Source organism: Superficieibacter sp. HKU1 (assembly GCF_029319185.1).
Classification (GTDB): domain Bacteria; phylum Pseudomonadota; class Gammaproteobacteria; order Enterobacterales; family Enterobacteriaceae; genus Superficieibacter.
In genome coordinates this window covers 3,565,493-3,583,339 of record NZ_CP119754.1, presented here as the reverse complement: position 1 = coordinate 3,583,339, position 17,847 = coordinate 3,565,493, and the positions used below count along the sequence as shown (strand labels likewise).

The 17,847-nt window shown below is 54.9% G+C and carries 17 protein-coding genes; 7 read left to right on the top strand and 10 right to left on the bottom strand.

Going from position 1 to position 17,847, the window contains the following annotated elements; genetic code table 11:
• Positions 1-33 precede the first annotated feature (33 nt).
• The 5 genes from P0H77_RS17010 to P0H77_RS16990 all read right to left on the bottom strand — a co-directional run bounded on the left by P0H77_RS17010 (position 34) and on the right by P0H77_RS16990 (position 4,836).
• Positions 34-1,317, bottom strand: coding sequence for an MFS transporter (locus P0H77_RS17010; RefSeq protein ID WP_276158479.1), 1,284 nt, complete (start codon positions 1,315-1,317; stop codon positions 34-36).
• Positions 1,318-1,409: 92 nt separating this feature from the next.
• Positions 1,410-1,871 (bottom strand): RidA family protein, encoded by a 462-nt coding sequence (locus P0H77_RS17005; protein WP_276158478.1) that lies wholly within the window; start codon positions 1,869-1,871, stop codon positions 1,410-1,412.
• A gap of 18 nt (positions 1,872-1,889) precedes the next feature.
• Positions 1,890-3,050 (bottom strand): M20 family metallopeptidase, encoded by a 1,161-nt coding sequence (locus P0H77_RS17000; RefSeq protein ID WP_276158477.1) that lies wholly within the window; start codon positions 3,048-3,050, stop codon positions 1,890-1,892.
• An 18-nt stretch (positions 3,051-3,068) separates the two neighbouring features.
• Positions 3,069-4,148, bottom strand: coding sequence for an alanine racemase (locus P0H77_RS16995; protein WP_276158476.1), 1,080 nt, complete (start codon positions 4,146-4,148; stop codon positions 3,069-3,071).
• Between the two features lie 16 nt (positions 4,149-4,164).
• Positions 4,165-4,836, bottom strand: a complete 672-nt coding sequence (locus tag P0H77_RS16990; protein ID WP_276158475.1) for a helix-turn-helix transcriptional regulator — start codon at positions 4,834-4,836, stop codon at positions 4,165-4,167.
• A 468-nt stretch (positions 4,837-5,304) separates the two neighbouring features.
• On the opposite strand from P0H77_RS16990, the gene P0H77_RS16985 reads away from it, so the two are divergent.
• From P0H77_RS16985 to P0H77_RS16955, 7 genes are all read left to right on the top strand, one after another.
• Positions 5,305-5,622, top strand: coding sequence for a hypothetical protein (locus P0H77_RS16985; RefSeq protein ID WP_276158474.1), 318 nt, complete (start codon positions 5,305-5,307; stop codon positions 5,620-5,622).
• 198 nt (positions 5,623-5,820) lie between these two features.
• Positions 5,821-6,063, top strand: a complete 243-nt coding sequence (locus P0H77_RS16980) for a hypothetical protein (RefSeq protein WP_276158473.1) — start codon at positions 5,821-5,823, stop codon at positions 6,061-6,063.
• A 388-nt stretch (positions 6,064-6,451) separates the two neighbouring features.
• On the top strand, positions 6,452-6,652 hold the full coding sequence (locus P0H77_RS16975; protein ID WP_276158472.1) for a hypothetical protein: 201 nt from the start codon (positions 6,452-6,454) through the stop codon (positions 6,650-6,652).
• A 133-nt stretch (positions 6,653-6,785) separates the two neighbouring features.
• Positions 6,786-7,088 (top strand): hypothetical protein, encoded by a 303-nt coding sequence (locus P0H77_RS16970; protein WP_276158471.1) that lies wholly within the window; start codon positions 6,786-6,788, stop codon positions 7,086-7,088.
• 279 nt (positions 7,089-7,367) lie between these two features.
• On the top strand, positions 7,368-9,155 hold the full coding sequence (gene treZ / locus P0H77_RS16965; RefSeq protein WP_276158470.1) for a malto-oligosyltrehalose trehalohydrolase: 1,788 nt from the start codon (positions 7,368-7,370) through the stop codon (positions 9,153-9,155).
• A gap of 41 nt (positions 9,156-9,196) precedes the next feature.
• Positions 9,197-11,680, top strand: coding sequence for a malto-oligosyltrehalose synthase (gene treY / locus P0H77_RS16960; RefSeq protein WP_276165166.1), 2,484 nt, complete (start codon positions 9,197-9,199; stop codon positions 11,678-11,680).
• Between the two features lie 192 nt (positions 11,681-11,872).
• On the top strand, positions 11,873-12,217 hold the full coding sequence (locus tag P0H77_RS16955; RefSeq protein WP_276165165.1) for a nitrous oxide-stimulated promoter family protein: 345 nt from the start codon (positions 11,873-11,875) through the stop codon (positions 12,215-12,217).
• Positions 12,218-12,428: 211 nt separating this feature from the next.
• Here the strand turns inward: P0H77_RS16955 and flhA are convergent, their stop codons facing one another.
• From flhA to hypB, 5 genes are all read right to left on the bottom strand, one after another.
• Positions 12,429-14,504 carry a formate hydrogenlyase transcriptional activator FlhA gene (gene flhA, locus P0H77_RS16950; protein ID WP_276158469.1) on the bottom strand — a complete coding sequence of 692 codons (2,076 nt, stop codon included), beginning with the start codon at positions 14,502-14,504 and terminating at the stop codon, positions 12,429-12,431.
• 77 nt (positions 14,505-14,581) lie between these two features.
• Positions 14,582-15,592, bottom strand: coding sequence for a hydrogenase expression/formation protein HypE (gene hypE / locus P0H77_RS16945; RefSeq protein ID WP_276158468.1), 1,011 nt, complete (start codon positions 15,590-15,592; stop codon positions 14,582-14,584).
• The gene (gene hypD, locus P0H77_RS16940) at positions 15,589-16,710 is read right to left on the bottom strand and encodes a hydrogenase formation protein HypD (protein ID WP_276158467.1); all 1,122 of its coding nucleotides are present in this window, start codon (positions 16,708-16,710) and stop codon (positions 15,589-15,591) included. Before hypD ends, hypE begins: the two co-directional genes overlap by 4 nt.
• On the bottom strand, positions 16,710-16,982 hold the full coding sequence (locus P0H77_RS16935) for a HypC/HybG/HupF family hydrogenase formation chaperone (protein ID WP_276158466.1): 273 nt from the start codon (positions 16,980-16,982) through the stop codon (positions 16,710-16,712). Before P0H77_RS16935 ends, hypD begins: the two co-directional genes overlap by 1 nt.
• On the bottom strand, positions 16,973-17,845 hold the full coding sequence (gene hypB, locus P0H77_RS16930; RefSeq protein WP_276158465.1) for a hydrogenase nickel incorporation protein HypB: 873 nt from the start codon (positions 17,843-17,845) through the stop codon (positions 16,973-16,975). The genes P0H77_RS16935 and hypB overlap by 10 nt, the downstream gene beginning before the upstream one ends.
• Positions 17,846-17,847 lie beyond the last annotated feature (2 nt).

The following is a 17,847-nucleotide window of genomic DNA, read 5'->3' as shown; positions in this document are numbered from 1 at the left end:
GCCGTGAAAAAAGGGGGCAATGCCCCTTTTTTATTACCGGGATACCGCAGGATCAATAATCGGTTTGTTGACCATAAAGAAGTACACCAGCGATGCCATAAAGGCGATAACCGATGACGCGACCAGCGCGAGCGTGAAGGAACCCGTGTGATCGAGGATCATACCGGTGACAATCGGTGCAAACGAGCCGCCGATAAAACCGCCAAAGTTTTGAATGCCGCTCACGGACGTCACGAGCCGGGAAGGCACCGACACCAGGATCAGCCCCCACGCTGAGGTGCCAGCAAAATGGATGGAAAACAGCGCCATGCTGATGCAGGCAACGGCGACGAAAGTGCTTTCGGTATAGGCCGCTGGCAGCGTAAACCCTGCGGCGCACAGCAATCCCAGGCAGATCATCCACTTGCGGCTTTTCATTTTATCTGCGCCGCGCTTCATCACCCAGTCGGCCACGACGCCGTTGACCAGCATTCCCGCCGCACCAAACAGGAAGGGGATTGCCGCTACCCAGCCCGTTTTTTGCAGGCTAAGCCCACGGGACATTTCGAGATAAGAGGGAAGCCAGGTGAGGAACAGCCAGACCATGTACCCCACGCCGTTAAAGCCGATGATCATGCCCCACATCGATTTTTGTTTAAATAAACCCGCCCAGTCTCGTAAGGTGACTTTCTCTTTGCTGGAAGGCGGCGTCTCTGCATCAAGATGCTGAATATCCTCCGCCGACAGCCCCGCGTCTTCGCGATTGCGATAGAAAATAAACCACAAAAGAGAAAGCACAATCCCGCTTACGCCGATGATGATAAACATCATCCGCCAGCCAAACGCCAGCATTAAGGCAATCAGCAACGGCGGTGCCAGCGCCTGTGCCAGCGTCGAAGACATATTCACGATACCCATAGGTACGCCACGTTTGCGAATGTTGTACCAGTCGTTGACGACTTTAACGCCGGTAGGCAAATGCGGCGCTTCACCAATCCCCAGCACCACCCGGGCAACAATCATCTGGCTAAAGGAGCCGACAAATCCCAGTGCGGTCTGGGCCACGGACCACAGAAAAATGCCGAACCCGTAGACTCTTTTCACCCCGAATCGCTCCATCACCATCCCGATGGGAAGCTGGCAAAGCGCGTAGCCAAAGGAGAAAACCGACAGTAATAGCCCCATTTCCGTTGCCGTTAACCCCATTTCCTCCCGGATAGTGGTATTAGCAATATAAAGCGACGTTCTGTCGAGAAAATTAATAATACCCGCCACGAGCAAAAACAATAATGCCATAATTTGCAAACGCTTCAGGCGAGAGCTTGCTTGACTGGCCATATATTATCCTTTTGATATGTGATATACGCCACTACTCCACCGAAATAGTGGCGTGGCAGGGGCCCGGTTTATTACCGGAGATATAAATAAACTTACGCGTTAATTTCGAGAATTAATTCAATTTCCACCGGTGTATCAAAGGGTAAGGCATTGGTTCCAATGGCCGAGCGCGCATGTTTTCCCGCATCGCCAAATATTTCAATAAGCAGATCGGATGCACTATTGATAACAAAGGGCTGATCCTTAAAGTCATCCGCACTTTGCACAAATGCCAGCATTTTAATACAGCCGGTAATCCGGTCGAGGTCGCCAAGGTAGGCTTTCAGCGAAGAAAGAATGTTAATAATACACTGGCGCGCCGCGCTTTTACCTTGTTCAAGAGATAATTGCTCACCCAGGCGACCATGATAAATCAACTCACCATGACGACGGCAATCGTTGCCGGAGGTATATAATACATTTCCAACCTGTTTCACCGGTACATAAGAAAATTTGGGTGTAGCAGGCTCACTGAGCGTAATTCCCAGTTCTGCCAGACGGGCTTCAATTTTCATTCCACTATTCCTGATAGTTTATTTCAATAAGGTTAATGCCAGTTGGCTGTAAATCTGTGCGGCGTGGTGTAACTCCTCAATACGAACATATTCATCTTTGACGTGAGCCTGCGCTAAATCGCCAGGACCCATAATGATGGTCGGAATACGACAGTCGACCGAGAAAAACGGGGCCTCACAGGTGGCGTCAAAAATAGTTTTACGTGCTGAGCCGGTTACCGTTGTCACCGCTTCGCATGCCGCCTCAACAAGTGGATGGGCGTCATCAATAGCGGAAGCCGGAATAAAAAGATAATTCTCCAGCGAATAATCCAGTTCACTAGTTAGTCCGCTTTTTGACAATGCGCTCAACACGCTGTCATTGATGTCGCTGCGTTTCTCATCCGGCAGCACCCGGCGGTCGATTTCAAGGCTGCACGACTGCGGCACAATATTTGGCGCGCTGCCGCCGTTAATGGTGGTGACCAGCATGGAGGCGTTGCCCAAAAGCGGATGCTGCAGTTGCTTAACGCGTTGACACTCCTGCAGCAATCCGGGAAAAAGCTGTGCCATTTTGTCAATGGCGCTATCTGGATGACGGGTTTTAGCTGCATGGCCCGCCGTGCCGTGAGTGGTGAGTCGGGTACGGCTGACGCCCTTATGCGCGATGCACACCTCCAGCGACGTGGGTTCGCCAATAATGGCGTAATCCGCTTCAACGCCCTGGGCGATAAAATGTGCCATGCCAAGATTAACGCGCTCTTCATCAACGTTAAACAGCAGGGTGATTTCACCGTTAAAAGCATACTGGCGGCGTTTGATCAGCAAGGCGGCATAGATCATCGCCGCCACGCCAGACTTCATGTCTGCCGCTCCGCGCCCGATAATGCGCTCGCCGTCAATGACCGCCGCGAAAGGCTCAACCGACCATCCTTCGCCGCAGGGCACCACATCGGTGTGGCCATTGAAAATAAGCCGTTTACCCGGCTGCTGTCCCTTCAGACGCGCAATCACATTAGGCCGACCCGGTGCCACTTCCTGTACCTCGGTCTCAATACCTTCACGACGTAATAATTCTGCAATATAGCGCGCTACCGAATTTTCATTTCCCGGCGGATTTTCCGACGGATGCTGTATCAGGCTGCAAAGAAGCGTGATCAGCTCCTGCTGTTCTTCAGCAGTTAAAGAGATGTCAGTCATATTAATGATCCCGGCTAATTAAAAACTTTTTCCACGCGCATCGATAGTAATGATTTCGCTTAACACACCTTCACGGAAGGCATATATTTCATCCACCAAATTAGCGACCACACAACAATGATTGGGAATAATGTGGATCTGCTCGCCAATCGCCAGGTTATATTTTTGTGGATCGTAGCGCAAATAACCATGTTCCTCATTCAGCTTCACCAGTTCAATAGCCGGGTATTCCTGAATCAGCCCATACGATCCCGGCATTGCCGAGAGATCAGACGTCAGTGATTTGGTTCCCGCATCAATAGTGGCGTAGCCGGGAAGCGGAATGCTGACCACCGTCGCGCAAATCGTCAGCGCACAGTTTTCTGTTGTATAAATTCCACCGTTGATGGCATTCATATCGCCAAAAATAAAATTGCCAGCCCGCGATTCGGTAATGCCGCGAAGTTCGTCAGCATACCAGGAAGAGAGCGTGGAACCGCCGGATAGATGGCTAATTTCAAATCCGTCGGCATTAAGACGATCCCGGCTATCGATTAATAAGCGGGCTTCCTGATGGGCGGCTCGCCGGATATCCTGCTCGGTATGATACTGATAAATCGTACCGGCATAGGTAAATACACCATCAACGTTTAACCCTGGCAGGGCGGCAACCTGCCGGGCGAATGTCAGGAGATCCTCCGGCTGAATGCCTTCCCGGTGCGCGCCAAAGTCGATGGCGATATCAATATTAAAAATCAGGCCACTCTTTACCGCCTCCCTTGAGAGCCCTTCGGCACCGGCCAGACTATCGACGATGGTGCGGACCGTGATTTTGCGCGCCAGCTCAGCATAGCGTCGACATTTGTCCTCACCAATAAGCGGGTAGGCCAGCAGGATGGCGTTAATGCCTCCGGCAGCCATGACCTCCGCCTCAGAAAGCTTGGCGCAGGTGATGCCGCTGGCCCCAAGCTGTTGCTCAAGCCTGGCCAGCCGCACGGATTTATGCGTCTTTATATGCGGCCAGTGCTGTATACCGTTGCGGGCGAGGCCGGATGTCATGGTGGTAATGTTTTTTTCCATGATATCCATATCAAGTGCAACATAAGGTGTGGTCTGCATGTCTTCCTCCTGACAGTTAGCTGTCTATAGACGGATCCTCTCCTCGTAATTCGCCCAGATAGGCATAGAGGGTGTATTTAGAAATATTGAGAAATTCGCAAATCCTTTCGCCAGATTTTTTAATAAGAAATACCCCCTTGTCGTCAAAAAATTTAATGGCGTTCAGTTTATCCTGCCGGGTCATATTGCTTACGGGTACGTCAATCAGGGTCATACATTCAGCAATCAGATAGTCGAGCAATTCGCTGACGTCTTTAACAAAAACTTCATTCACTTCCTTCGGCGAGGTCGGTGCGTTATCCGGCCGGCCGGCCATTTTGTTGAGCATTTTTTCAGCCTGCAAAATGTCGCTAATGTCCAGATTGATACACAGGGCACCGATCACCTGTTTCTGGTTATTGCGCAGGTACACCGAGGTAGAGCGCAGCGTTTTACCTTCGCGTGTTTTGGTAAAATAGTTGTGCCGATCGCCATTCACATCGCTGCCACGCAGCACTTCCAGACCCAGGTTACTGCTCGGATCGCCCACTTTACGCCCGGTAACGTGACCGTTGATGATGGCGATGATGCTACTCTCCAGCCCCTGAGAGTGGTCGTGCAACACCACTTCACAGTTGTCGCCAAACTGCCCGGCAATGCCTTCCATCATGGGAAGGAGGAAATCGAGACTTTCTTGAATGCTTTCCATATCGACCTGAAATTTAGTTAGATAAACAAACTTTTTGTATTGTATAGCGGCAATGCATTCATCTGATCAATCAAAAAATGAGCAAAAGGAGAGTACGATCACACTATAAGCCAAACGTTTTGTTTGAAATTTAACGATAAGAAAAATTTTTGTCTGGAGGTGAGCCGCTATGACGTCACTATGATTTCCGTTTACTGTTTATCTTCCGCGCCTTCCTGTCATCAGAATAATGCGGTGGACTTGCTGGCTCTGCCTGTTATCTTTATTTTGCAAAACGACTCATTATTACAATAACTTATTTACACAATGACGGCTCCAGGCCGCAAAATATAACGGGTGCGGATAGTTCTTAAAATATTTTTGACCGGTTCGGTTACGTTATACTGATAATCACAGGAAGACATTTTACTATTGAAATGTTATTAGCGTAGGGAGTTGAGAACCGTATAGAACAGGAGAGGAATATTAGTGTCAATTTCTGATGAAGATAAAAAAGGTTATATCGCCATAGGCGAGGCCGTTATAAGCCATATCTTCGAAAGGGAAGAGGTTTCGCGAGAATCCTTGATGCTAAGGCTTGATGAGCAAGCCGGGCAGGAAACAGATGAAGAGCATCTGGCTGAAATCGCGCAGGGTCGTAAGATCCTTAAGCGACTGGAGGCGGTGGAAACATCCGACCGCAGGAGCGTCGTGAATCTGGCGTCTTCACGCAATGCCGGAAGCCATGCACCTTCTGACGTTCAGCCGGAAGAAGATGGCGAGCAAGATGAAGCCAAAAACGGCTGATTTGTCCTCGGCCTGGGGCATTTTCGGGTGCCCTGAAAAGTTATGCTACAGCCTGACAGGAGGGAGTATAAAAATGCTGACATCAGGATTTACTGATTAAAAAGATTACTATTTTTTTCGGCTTGCTGGTCTTTGATATCGGCCCTATATACACTGTCCCCAGCGTTGTACTTAACCTATTTTTCTGCGGGGTCAGCGATGGAAAAAACACATGAAGACGTGGCACCTGAAGGCAAGGGCACCCTGTCACATCTCGGGTCAGCACACGAGGAGCTGCTGGGGCGCATCGTAATACAGATGCTGCGCGCCGGGATGCCCGTCAGCCGTAAGTCACTTTTTTTGAAAATTGCTTTTTTAATGAATGAGACTGAAGCACCTTCTGAAACGCTGCTGTATGAAGGTATTTTCCGTCTGTTACTGAATGCAGAACCTACACACTGATCTGGAGAGTCATTAGCCTCTTCAGTGAACAGGCTGCTAATGAATTTTCCGGAGGCCCATTGCAAAATGTTGATATTGAAAAAACATTGCGGACGCGTGCGCCTGGGCAAAAGGTTAATGCGCCATCCTTGTCACCCGTTGCCGCTAGTGCGCTAAGTTCTCCCGTTTATATCGCTTCCATAGGGTTATGGCCCGTTGGGTCACGACAATAACAACGCTCTCGTGCGCGCTGGTCAGGCACCCGCGTTGACGCTTCTGTATTAACTCTACGGAGCGCAGGCTCTGCACGTCTCTACATGCTACTTATTTTTCCGTGATAACCACGGAGGGCTACCCCTTTGCGTTTTATCCAAAGGGGAAAGGCTTTATTTAACCTTCAGGAGACAATTTGGACAAAAATGACCGTGTTCTGCTTGATTCTGCCAGGGAAATTCTTGGCGTTGCTGCCGTATCCGTACTTAAACAAGGATTACGCGCCTCGCCAGCAACGCTTTATAACCTGGTATTGTCCTGGGAAGAACGTGCTGAAACGCCTGAAAAACCGGCTTATCAACTGGCGTTAAAGATTCTGTCAAAAAAACTGAATTGATTAGATATCAATTTTCGCTATTATCACTGGCTCTAAAATCTGTTTATCGCTTGCCAGTATTGAAGATGGCAATTTTTATAATCGGTATATTTATACAGATTTCCAGACGCCGCCGGGCGAAAAGGAGATAACCATGAGCAAAAGTCAAAAAGAGATGCTTTCAGACTTGCTTATCGGTGAGGCAGTAATGAGTCTGCTTGAGGCTGATGAGGAAGTCACCTTCGTGGCGCTTTTACAGGCATTAACCGATGCACGTGACAGGCCGGAAAATCAGGGGCGACTGGAGGCATATAATATGGCTATCGCTGACGTGAAAACCTATATCGCATCTCAACGCAGCGAGGGACATTTGGACGCCAGATTTGCCGCCACCGCCACGTCCGAAAGCTGGTTGCTGAATGGGCTGGCCTGTTGCTCAAATGACCGAAAGCATTAAATGCTGAATAACGCCTCCGCTCTCGCGGAGGCAATTTAACCCTGCGCGCTATCTGACACATCGTATAACCTTATCCACGCTTCCCCTGGTTCAGGTGCCAGATCTTTCGCCAGACCTGTATTTTTGTTATTCATCATAACTTCTCTATTCTCGCCCTGATAAAAAGTGCCCGGTACCTCTCCAGCCTGAATACGCTATCCGCCCGCCCGATGCGCACATTTGAACTATGATTGATGCGATATCGTCCATGCTCACCTGCGAATTAAATGAGGCTTTTGAATGGCGTCCAGATCTTTTTCTGAAAGTTGGGGAGCTGAGTTTGTCGCTCCGGATAGAGTTCGATTTCGCCTCTGGGCTACTGCGCATGACACCATCTCGCTGCGGCTGGCGGGGCAGGATACGGTGATGACGCCGGTTGGCGACGGCTGGTTTACCTGTGACGTGAGCGGCGTGGCTCCGGGCGCGGAGTATCAATTTGTCCTCAGTGACGGCACCGTAATCGCGGACCCGGCGTCCAGGGCGCAGAAGGATGGCGTTAACGGTCCTTCGCTGGTGGTTGATTCCAGTGGCTATGCATGGCAACACCCCGAGTGGGCCGGACGACCGTGGGAAGAAACGGTGGTCTATGAACTGCATATCGGTACTTTTACGCCAGAAGGCACGTTCCAGGCCGCCATCGCCAGACTCCCCGAGCTGGCCAGCCTTGGCATTACCATGCTTGAAGTGATGCCGGTCTCGCAGTTTGGCGGCAATCGCGGCTGGGGATATGACGGCGTGCTGCTTTATGCGACGCATTCTGCTTACGGTACGCCGGATGATTTCCGGGCGTTTGTCGACGCGGCGCACGGGCACGGCCTTTCGGTAGTGCTGGATATTGTGCTCAACCATTTTGGCCCGGAGGGCAATTACCTGCCGCGGCTGTCGCCTGATTTTTTCCATAAGGAGCGGATGACGCCGTGGGGCGCGGGCATTGCTTACGATGTTGATGCCGTTCGCCGCTATATCACCGACGCGCCGCTGTACTGGTTAACCGCCTTCAACCTCGACGGCCTGCGCTTTGACGCTATCGATCAGATTAAAGACAGCGCGAATCAACACATTCTGCTTGAAATTGCCGGGCGTATCCGCACTGACATTACTCAGCGGCCCATTCATCTGACCACGGAAGACAGCCGCAACGTGATTTTTCTTCATCCGCGGGAGGCAGACGGTTCGGCACCGCTGTTCACCGGAGAATGGAACGACGACTTTCACAATGCCATCCACGTCTTCGCGACCGGTGAAACGCATGCCTATTATCAGGATTTCGCTGACCATCCGGAAAAACACGTGGCCCGCATTCTGGCCGAGGGGTTTGCTTATCAGGGCGAGATCTCTGCGCAATCCGGTGAAACGCGCGGCGTGGACAGCCGCGGACAGCCGCCGATGGCCTTTGTGGACTTTATCCAGAACCACGATCAGGTCGGCAACCGTGCGCAGGGGGAGAGGCTGATTGCACTGGCTGGCGCTGAACGGACTAAAGCCCTGCTGGCGACGCTTTTATTGTCTCCGCACATTCCGCTGATGTTTATGGGCGAAGAGTACGGCGAAACGAACCCTTTCCTGTTCTTTACCGATTTCCACGGCGATCTGGCCCGCGCGGTACGCGAAGGGCGGGCGCAGGAGTTTGAGGGGCATGCCGGGCATGAAGACGGTAGCGTCCCCGATCCCAACGACGAAAAAACCTTTCTGCGATCAAAACTGAACTGGCAGAAAGTGGACACTGAGGAAGGACAACGCTGGCTGGCGTTATGCAAAACGCTGCTGACGCTGCGCCGGGATTATATCGTGCCGCTGCTGGCGGACGCTGGCGGACATAGCGGTAAGATCGTCGCGACGGCGGAAGGTTTCCTCGCCGTAAGCTGGCGCTTCCCGGCCGGGACGTTATCTATCGCGCTGAATATCGGCGAAGATCCGCAGCCGCTGCCTGACCTGCCCGGTAACACGCTTTTTGCGCTGCCTGAAGCAGCCGAAACCCTCATCCAAAACGCAGTTATTGTTCGCCTTGCACAGGGAGACACGCAGTGAGCATTCCTACATCGACGTATCGTATTCAGTTTCGTAACGGCATGACGTTTGACCGCGCCGCCGCGCTGGTGCCTTATCTACAGCGCTTCGGTATCAGTCACCTGTACGCCTCGCCCATCTTTACGGCGACCTCTGATTCCACGCACGGCTATGACGTCACTAACGCCAGCGAGATTGAACCCTCTATCGGCGGCCGGGAAGGATTTGATCGCATGGTGAGCGCGCTGAAAAGTGCGGGCCTTGGCTTGATCCTTGATATTGTTCCTAACCATATGGCGGCCTCGCTGGAAAATCCGTGGTGGCGCGACGTGGTGGAACACGGCGAAAACAGCCGCTATGCGCGGCATTTTGATATCGACTGGTCGCGCCGTCTGACCCTGCCTTTCCTTGGTGATACGTTTGAAGACGCGGCGGCAAAAGGCGAGATAAGCGTTAAGCGCGATCCGCAAACCCTGACGCCGTCGTTTGCCTATTACGACAGTTTTTATCCGCTGGCTCCGCAGAGCTGGCAGGGCAGGGAAGAGGCGATCCTGGCGCTCAGCGAGGCGCATGACCTTGCAAAACTGCACGATCAGCAGCACTACCAGCTAACCTGCTGGCGCGAGGCCGCCAGTAATCTCTCATACCGCCGCTTCTTTGAGATCACCGGTCTGGTCGGCGTGCGGGTGGAAGACAAAACGGTGTTTGACGATACCCACCGGCTGATCCTCGATCTGGTGCATTCCGGTGCCGTGGATGGACTGCGCGTCGATCACGTTGACGGGCTTGCCGATCCGAAAGCTTATCTGGATCGTCTGCGTGAGGAAGCCGGGCCGGAGTGTTACATCACGGTGGAGAAGATCCTCGGGAAAGGAGAGTATCTGCCGGAAGACTGGCCGATTTCCGGCACGACCGGGTACGAGTTTATCGCGGCGCTTTCTGACGTGCTGGTGGACGATGGCAACATTGCTGCCCTGCGTCAGGCTTATGATCGGGTGGTCGGTGAGCCGGTTGATCTCAAAGCCGAGCTGCGCGATGCCAAATTGCTGATGGCGGACCGAAATTTTGCCGGGGAGTTTACTACTCTGCTGACGCTGGCGGTAAACCTTGCCGGGGCCGAAAATGCGCCGCTCGAGGAAGAGGCTATTCGCGGTGCGCTGCGTGAATTGCTGGTGGCCTTCCCGGTCTATCGAACCTATGGCACAGAGCAGGGGTTAACGCCCGCCGATGACGCGCTGCTGCAACGGGTGATTGCCCGTATCAGAATGGATGCTCACGCGCCGCATCCGGAGGCGCTGAATTTCCTGCGCCGCATTCTGAGCGGCGATCTGTCACCCGATGCCTCCGCTGACGCCGCGGCATTTCGGACCCGTTTTCAGCAGCTCACCGGTCCGCTAATGGCAAAATCGGTGGAAGATACGCTTTTCTTCCGCCAGAACATGGATCTGGCGCTTAATGAAGTTGGCGCAGAACCGCTGCCGCGCACCTTTTCAATTCATCGCTTTCATAGTGAGATGCAGACCCGGCTCGAACGACAGCCGGATGCCATTTCATCGACCTCCACCCACGATACCAAACGCGGCGAAGATGCCCGTGCGCGTCTTTATGCCCTGACCGAAGCGCCAGCGTTGTGGGCGGAATGCGTGGAACGCTGGCGTGAAATTAATCAGCATAAAGTGGCGTTGCTGGACGACGGTCCTGCTCCACGGGCGACCGGCGCGTGGATGCTGTTTCAGGCGCTGGCGGGCGTCTGGCCGCCCACGCTCCAGCCGCAGGATGAGGCCGGGCTGAAGGCGCTGGAGGAACGCTTTGTGGTGTTTGTCGAAAAAGCGCTGCGTGAAGCCAAACTGCGTACCGACTGGGGCGACAGCAACGAGGTATATGAAAACGCAGTACTGGCGTATACCCGCCATCTGCTCTCGCCAGATAATCAGGCCTTTTTGCAGGACTTTACCGAAACGCTACAGCCGTTTATCCGCGCGGGATTGATCAACAGCCTCACTCAGGCCGTGGTTAAGCTGGCTGCGCCGGGCGTACCGGATATTTATCAGGGAAGCGAAACGCTGAACTTTAGCCTGGTTGACCCGGATAACCGCCGCGAGCCTGATTTTGCCGAACTTGAGCGCTTACTGGCGGAGGATGAACCCTTTGCCGCGCCGACGGAGGAGAGCTGGCGCAGCGGACAGTTGAAACAGCACGTCACGGCCCGGCTGCTGCATTTGCGTCAGGAAAAACCGGCGCTGTTCCGTGAAGGGGATTATCTGCCGCTGGAAGCTTCTGGCCGACGGGAAGAGAACGTGCTCGCTTTCGCACGCGCGAATGACGACGATGCGCTGATTGTGATTGCCCCCCGGCTGGCTTTTGACGAGCATCATGACAGCCTGATACACCATGCCCGCTGGGCTGATACCGCGATTACGCTGCCTGAGCGCCTTACGGGTCAGCGCTGGCGGAACCTGCTGAGCGGGGAAGAGGTTGATCTGAACGATCGCATCAACCTCGCGGCATTTGAGGGCGGGGCGTGTATTCTGCTGGTCAGAGAGTGAGTGACTGAAAACAGAGCCGATGCCTGCGTGGCATCGGCTGACAATCAGATTTTGCGTTATGTGCCGCTTTGCCGGATGGCGGCTTCGTCTTATCCGGCCTGGACGTCTACGGCGGAAAAGTACCGATTAAGGGGTGTAGGTTCGCCTTACCTGAAGGTGTATGATGAATGCATCTTTCAGAGGGCAACCGCCATGTCCGGTAAACGTATCGACCGTGAAAAACTGACTATCCGCAAGATGATTGCGCTGTATCAGCGTCGTTGTCCCGATGCGCTGCCTGATGAGGCTCATTATCAGGCGCTGAACGCCTATGCCGATAAACGGCTGGATAAGTGCGTGTTTGGCGAAGAGAAACCGGCCTGCAAGCAGTGCCCGGTACACTGCTACCAGCCGGCAAAGCGTGACGAGATGAAGCAGATAATGCGCTGGGCCGGACCGCGAATGCTGTGGCGGCATCCGATCCTGACGGTACGTCATTTGATTGACGACCGTCGTCCGGTGCCGGAACTGCCGGAAAAGGTTAAGCCGAAAAAGTAGCCGTAAGGTCGCGGCAGCGAGGTGATAAAAACGGCGCGATATTAACGCGGATGTCGCGGTAATGCCGGGTGGCGGCTTCGCCTTACCCGGCCTACAGAAAAGCCATATATCAACAGGTTAAGCCTGACATCCCAGGCCTGATAAGCGCAGCGCCATCAGGCATCTGTTCCCTGCGGCCAGGCGACTGTCACCGCTCAATCGGCGTGTGGCGTTACGCCAGCGCGTCTTTATCGATACCCAGGCGTTTCATCCGGGAAAGCAGAGTGGTTCGCTTCAGGCCCAGCCGCTGCGCCGCGCCTTTCGGCCCGGCGACGACGCCGTTGGTTTCTTTCAGAACGCGCAGGATCAGTTGATACTCATCCTCGCCGTTCAGCGCCGTCTCCGTAACCGGTTCCGGCTGCGCAGGCGAGGCAATGCTCAGTTCTGGTAGCGAGAGTTGCAGCACGCTTCCGCGGGTCAGCAGCACCGCACGTTCAATCACGTTTTCCAGCTCGCGCACGTTGCCCGGCCATTCCATCTGGGTCAGCAGACGCAGCGTTTCAGCCGGGATGCTGTCAATATTGCGCCCCATCCGGCGGGCGGTCTTAAAGGTGAGCGATTTTACCAGCAGCGGAATATCTTCCGGGCGTTCGCGCAGCGGTGGCAGGTTGATCGGAAAAACGTTCAGGCGATAGTAGAGATCGTTACGAAATTCGCGATCGGCTACCATCTGCTGAAGATCGCGATTGGTGGCGGCGATCAGCCGAACGTCGGTGCGAATAAGTTTATTGCTGCCGAGGCGCTCAAACTCTTGCTCCTGCAAAACGCGCAGCAGTTTCGGCTGCAGCTCCAGCGGCATATCGCCCACTTCGTCAAGGAACAGCGAGCTTTTATCGGCCAGCTCAAAGCGGCCAATACGCTGGGCGCTGGCCCCGGTAAACGCGCCGCGCTCGTGGCCAAACAGATCGCTTTCCAGCAGCCCGGCGGGCATCGCCGCGCAGTTCATTTTTACCATCCGCCGGGCATTGCGCCCGCTGAGATTATGAATGGCGCGCGCGATAAGTTCCTTGCCGGTCCCGGTTTCGCCGAGGATAAGCACCGTGCTGTCGCTCTGCGCCACCATTTCTACCTGGCGAAGCACGTTATGCATGGCTTCGCTGCGGCCAATGATTTCGCCAAAATCGCTGTCGACGTTGTTCAGCTGTTCGGTCAGGGCGAGGTTTTCATCGACCAGACGCTCCTTGAGACGCTGGATCTCCTGATAAGCCAGCGCGTTATCTACCGCAATCGCCACCCGCTCGGCAATTTGCCGCAGCAGCTTCAGGTTGGCGGTGGTAAACGCTTTTTCGTCACACTGCGCCAGTTTTAGCACGCCCAGCATGGTGTCGCCCGACATCAGCGGCAGCAGGCATAACGTCTGCAGCTGGTTATCCCACATTTCAAACAGCATCCGCTCATAGGGCGCCAGCGGGTCGCGCTCGTGCAGGTTCAGCAGCAGCATCTCTTTGCTTCTGAAGACGCGTTCGGAGAGGGTGCCCGCTTCATCCACTTCACTCTGATCGTGAACGGGATTATTGGTGTCCAGGTAGTGTGTCGAGTGGATATTCAGCTTGCCCTTGCGGTTGCTGCGCAGCACGATGCTGATGGCGTCAATGCGGAAGTAGTAGTGGATCTCTTTCGCCACTTCGCTGACCAGCTCGTCCATATCCAGCCGGGAAAGCACCGCGTTGGTAATCGCCACCAGGATACGATAGTTATCACGCTCCCGGCAAAGCAGGTCGTAGTCGACGTTATTGCTGACCCGGTTTTGGATCTGTTCCGCGACCACGCCGACAATCTGCGCCAGCGCGTGCAGGCGTGAATATTCTTTTTCCGTCCACGGACGGTCGTCGTTGCGGATAAACTCGCAGCCGCCGAAGATCCGGCCTTCCGCCGCCAGCGGCAGCAGGCAGTAGTGACCAAACGGCGCATACAGCTTGCTGGCAAGCTGTGGCCAGGTTTCGCAGAATTCCTGATAGCCGCAGTGTAGCGCCTCCGGACGGGACAATAACCGCCGTACCGGACCGTGAGCCAGGACGGTTTCATCTTCATATTCCTGAAGCTCGCCTGACGTCCGTGTCGTATAGTATCTGGCGCGATGATTACCGTCGCGCCACAAGACCAGCGCCGCGCGATCGGCCAGCGCTGACTGCCGGGCCAACTGGGCGAGCGTTTCACTCAGCGCGGCGAGATCGGGCTGCTGTAAAAGAGTCCGGGTGATATCAAACAGCCCCTGCTGTCCGAGATCGCCCATCGGAGTATACGACATTGCTCTTATCCACAAAGCGCCGGTAAAACGGCGCGAAAGAAATTATAAAAATAGTGTAATGAGATTCTGAGCCGACATCAGCAAATCCGCGGTAGCGGTTCGGCATGAGGTAAATCCAGCGTACGTTTAACGCCGTACAAGCCGGTCAGGCGCACGCCTTTACGTTCAACAACTTCCCCAATAATAGCAGCCTCACGCCCCAGAGGGTGTGACTGAAGTTGCTCAAGCGCCTGTGGCGCAGCGTCGCGGCTGACGGCGATCGCCAGTTTACCTTCGTTGGCAAAGTTAAGCGGATCCAGCCCCAGCAGTTCGCATACGCCGCGCACGGCGTCTTTCACCGGCAGATGCTGTTCCTGCAGTTCGATGCCGTAGCCGCAGGCCGCCGCAAACTCATGCGCTACGGCGTTAACGCCGCCGCGGGTAGCATCGCGCAGCGCTTTCACGCCAGGAAGATGGCGCAGCGTCTGGATGAGCGGCGTCAGTACCGCACAGTCGCTGGCAAGCGCACCGTCCAGCCCCAGCTGTTCGCGCAGATTCAGAATGGTCGCGCCGTGATCGCCCAGCGTGCCGCTAACCAGCAGCACATCGCCCGGCGTCAGCGTCTGCGCGCCCCAGTGGATATCTGCCGGGATCGCGCCGAGGCCCGCCGTATTAATAAACAGTTTATCCGCCGCGCCGCGCGGCACCACTTTGGTATCGCCGGTGACGATGGCGATATCCGCCGCCTTTGCCGTCTGCGCCATGCTGGCGACCACCGCCTCCAGCGTCGCCATCTCCAGCCCCTCTTCGAGAATAAACCCGCAGGAGAGAAAGCGGGGGATCGCGCCGCTCACCGCGACATCGTTGGCCGTGCCGCAAACGGCGAGCTTGCCAATATTGCCGCCGGGGAAAAAAAGCGGGTCAATTACGTAGCTGTCGGTGGAAAAGGCCAGCCGGTCACCCTGAGCGGTAAACTGGGCAAGACTAAGCCGCGCCTGATCTTCCTGCTCCGTCAGCCACGGATTCGCGAAGGCCTGCATAAACAGGTCATTGATTAACTGCTGCATCGCCTGGCCGCCGCTGCCGTGGGCTATCTGGATCGTTTTCATACTTCACATTCCTGGCTTCGGTACTGGTACCAGGCGGCACAGGCTCCTTCAGAGGAGACCATCAGCGCGCCAAAGGCACTTTGAGGATTACAGGTATTGCCAAACAGCGGACACTGGTGCGGTTTACACCGTCCCGTCAGGACTTCTCCGCAGCGTGCGCGCGGGTCATCGCTGGTTTTTTGCGGGGCTGGGCGAAAATGCGCTTCGGCGTCAAAACGCTGGTAAGGCGCGGTGAGCTGAACGCCGGAGTCGGCAATCAATCCCAGACCGCGCCACTCGCTTTCGCCGTTGACGGTAAACACCCCGGCTATCGCTTCCTGCGCACGAGGATTGCCCGCATCGGGCACCACCCGGCGGTACTGATTTTCTACCTGACTGCAGGCTGCTATTTTCTGCTCAACCAGCATGTTAACGCCTTGCAGTAGATCAAGAGGTTCGAAACCAGCCACTACCAGCGGACGCTGATAGCGATCGGCGATAAAACCGTAGGCTTCTGTACCTATCACCATACTGACATGGCCGGGAGCGAGAAACGCGTCAATACCGTTATCAGGCTGCTCAAGCAGGCTGCGCAGGGTCGGGATCAACGTAATATGCTGGCAGAAAAAGAAAAAATTCTCGACGTTGCGCGCCAGCGCCTGCTGAAGGGTAATCGCCGTGGCGGGCATGGTGGTTTCAAATCCCAGCCCGAAGAAGACCACCTTGCGAGTTGAATTCTCCTGCGCCAGTTTCAGCGCATCCATCGGCGAATAGACAATGCGAACATCCGCGCCGCGCGCTTTAGCCTGCATCAGCGAACCGTTTTTGCCCGGTACGCGCATGGCGTCGCCGAAGGTGCAAAAAATGACCTCCGGACGGCTGGCGATTTCAATGCAGCTGTCAATCCGCCCCATGGGCAGGACACACACCGGACAGCCGGGGCCGTGGATAAATTCAATATTCTCAGGCAGCAACTGGTCGAGACCAAATTTAAAAATGGCGTGGGTATGACCGCCGCAGACCTCCATAATGCGCAGCGGCCGCGCGGCGGTATAGTTAAGATGCGCCGCCCGCAGGCGCAAATGGGCGATAAGCTGCATCACCTGCTCCGGCGCGCGGTATTCATCAACGAAACGCATTATTGCTCCTCGCCGTACAGCAGCGCGCCGACGTCCGGCTCGACCTCAAACATATTTTGCAGCGCTTCCAGAGTGTCGCGTGCTTCCGCTTCGTCAATAATACTCATCGCAAAGCCGACGTGGACCAGCACCCATTGGCCAATACGCGACTGGCCCTGTTCGTCGTGGCTGCCTACCAGCGTCAGGTCCACATCGCGCTGTACGCCGCAGACTTCGACCTTTGCCTGGTTGCCGTCAATGGCGCGAATTTGTCCGGGAACGCCTATGCACATCGCTGCGCCTCCAGCCAGTTAAGCCAGTTTTCCATGCCTTCGCCGCTGGTGGCGGAAATGAGCATAATCTCAATGGCGGGATTCACTTCACGTGCGGCGGCAATGCATTTCCCGACGTCAAAATTCAGGTATGGCAATAAATCCACCTTGTTGAGCAGCATTAACGAGGCCGCGGCGAACATATGCGGGTACTTCAGGGGCTTGTCTTCACCTTCGGTGACTGACAGCACGGCGACTTTACAGCGCTCGCCGAGATCAAAGCTGGCCGGGCAGACCAGGTTGCCGACGTTTTCGATAAACAGAATGCCGCCTTTCTCCAGCGGCAGGCGCGGCGCGGCGTCGGCGATCATCTGCGCGTCAAGGTGACAGCCTTTGCCGGTATTCACCTGAATAGCGGGAGTGCCAGTGGCGCGGATGCGGGCGGCATCGTTAACCGTTTGCTGATCGCCTTCGATCACCGCGCAGGAGACCCGATCCTTCAGGCGCAGCAGGGTTTCGGTCAGTAGCGTCGTTTTACCAGAGCCAGGGCTGGAGACCAGATTCAGCACCAGCTGCTGCTGTTCGGCAAAGCGGGCGCGGTTTCGTGCGGCAAGCCGGTTATTTTTATCCAGCACGTTAATTTCCACTTCCAGCATGCGCCGCTGGCTGATACCGGGCGCGTGGGTGCCAGCCTCGCCGTGGCCGTAATGTAAATCTCCCCCTGGCGACCGTTGCGGCTGAAAATCCGGCGTTTTGATACCGGTAATGGTTAACGTCGGGCGAGACGCGGGCGCAAAGGGCGCGCTGCGAAACGCAGAGTGCGGGTTATGTTCGTCGCCCTCTATATAAAGGTTGCCTTCACCACAACCGCATGTCGTACACATAA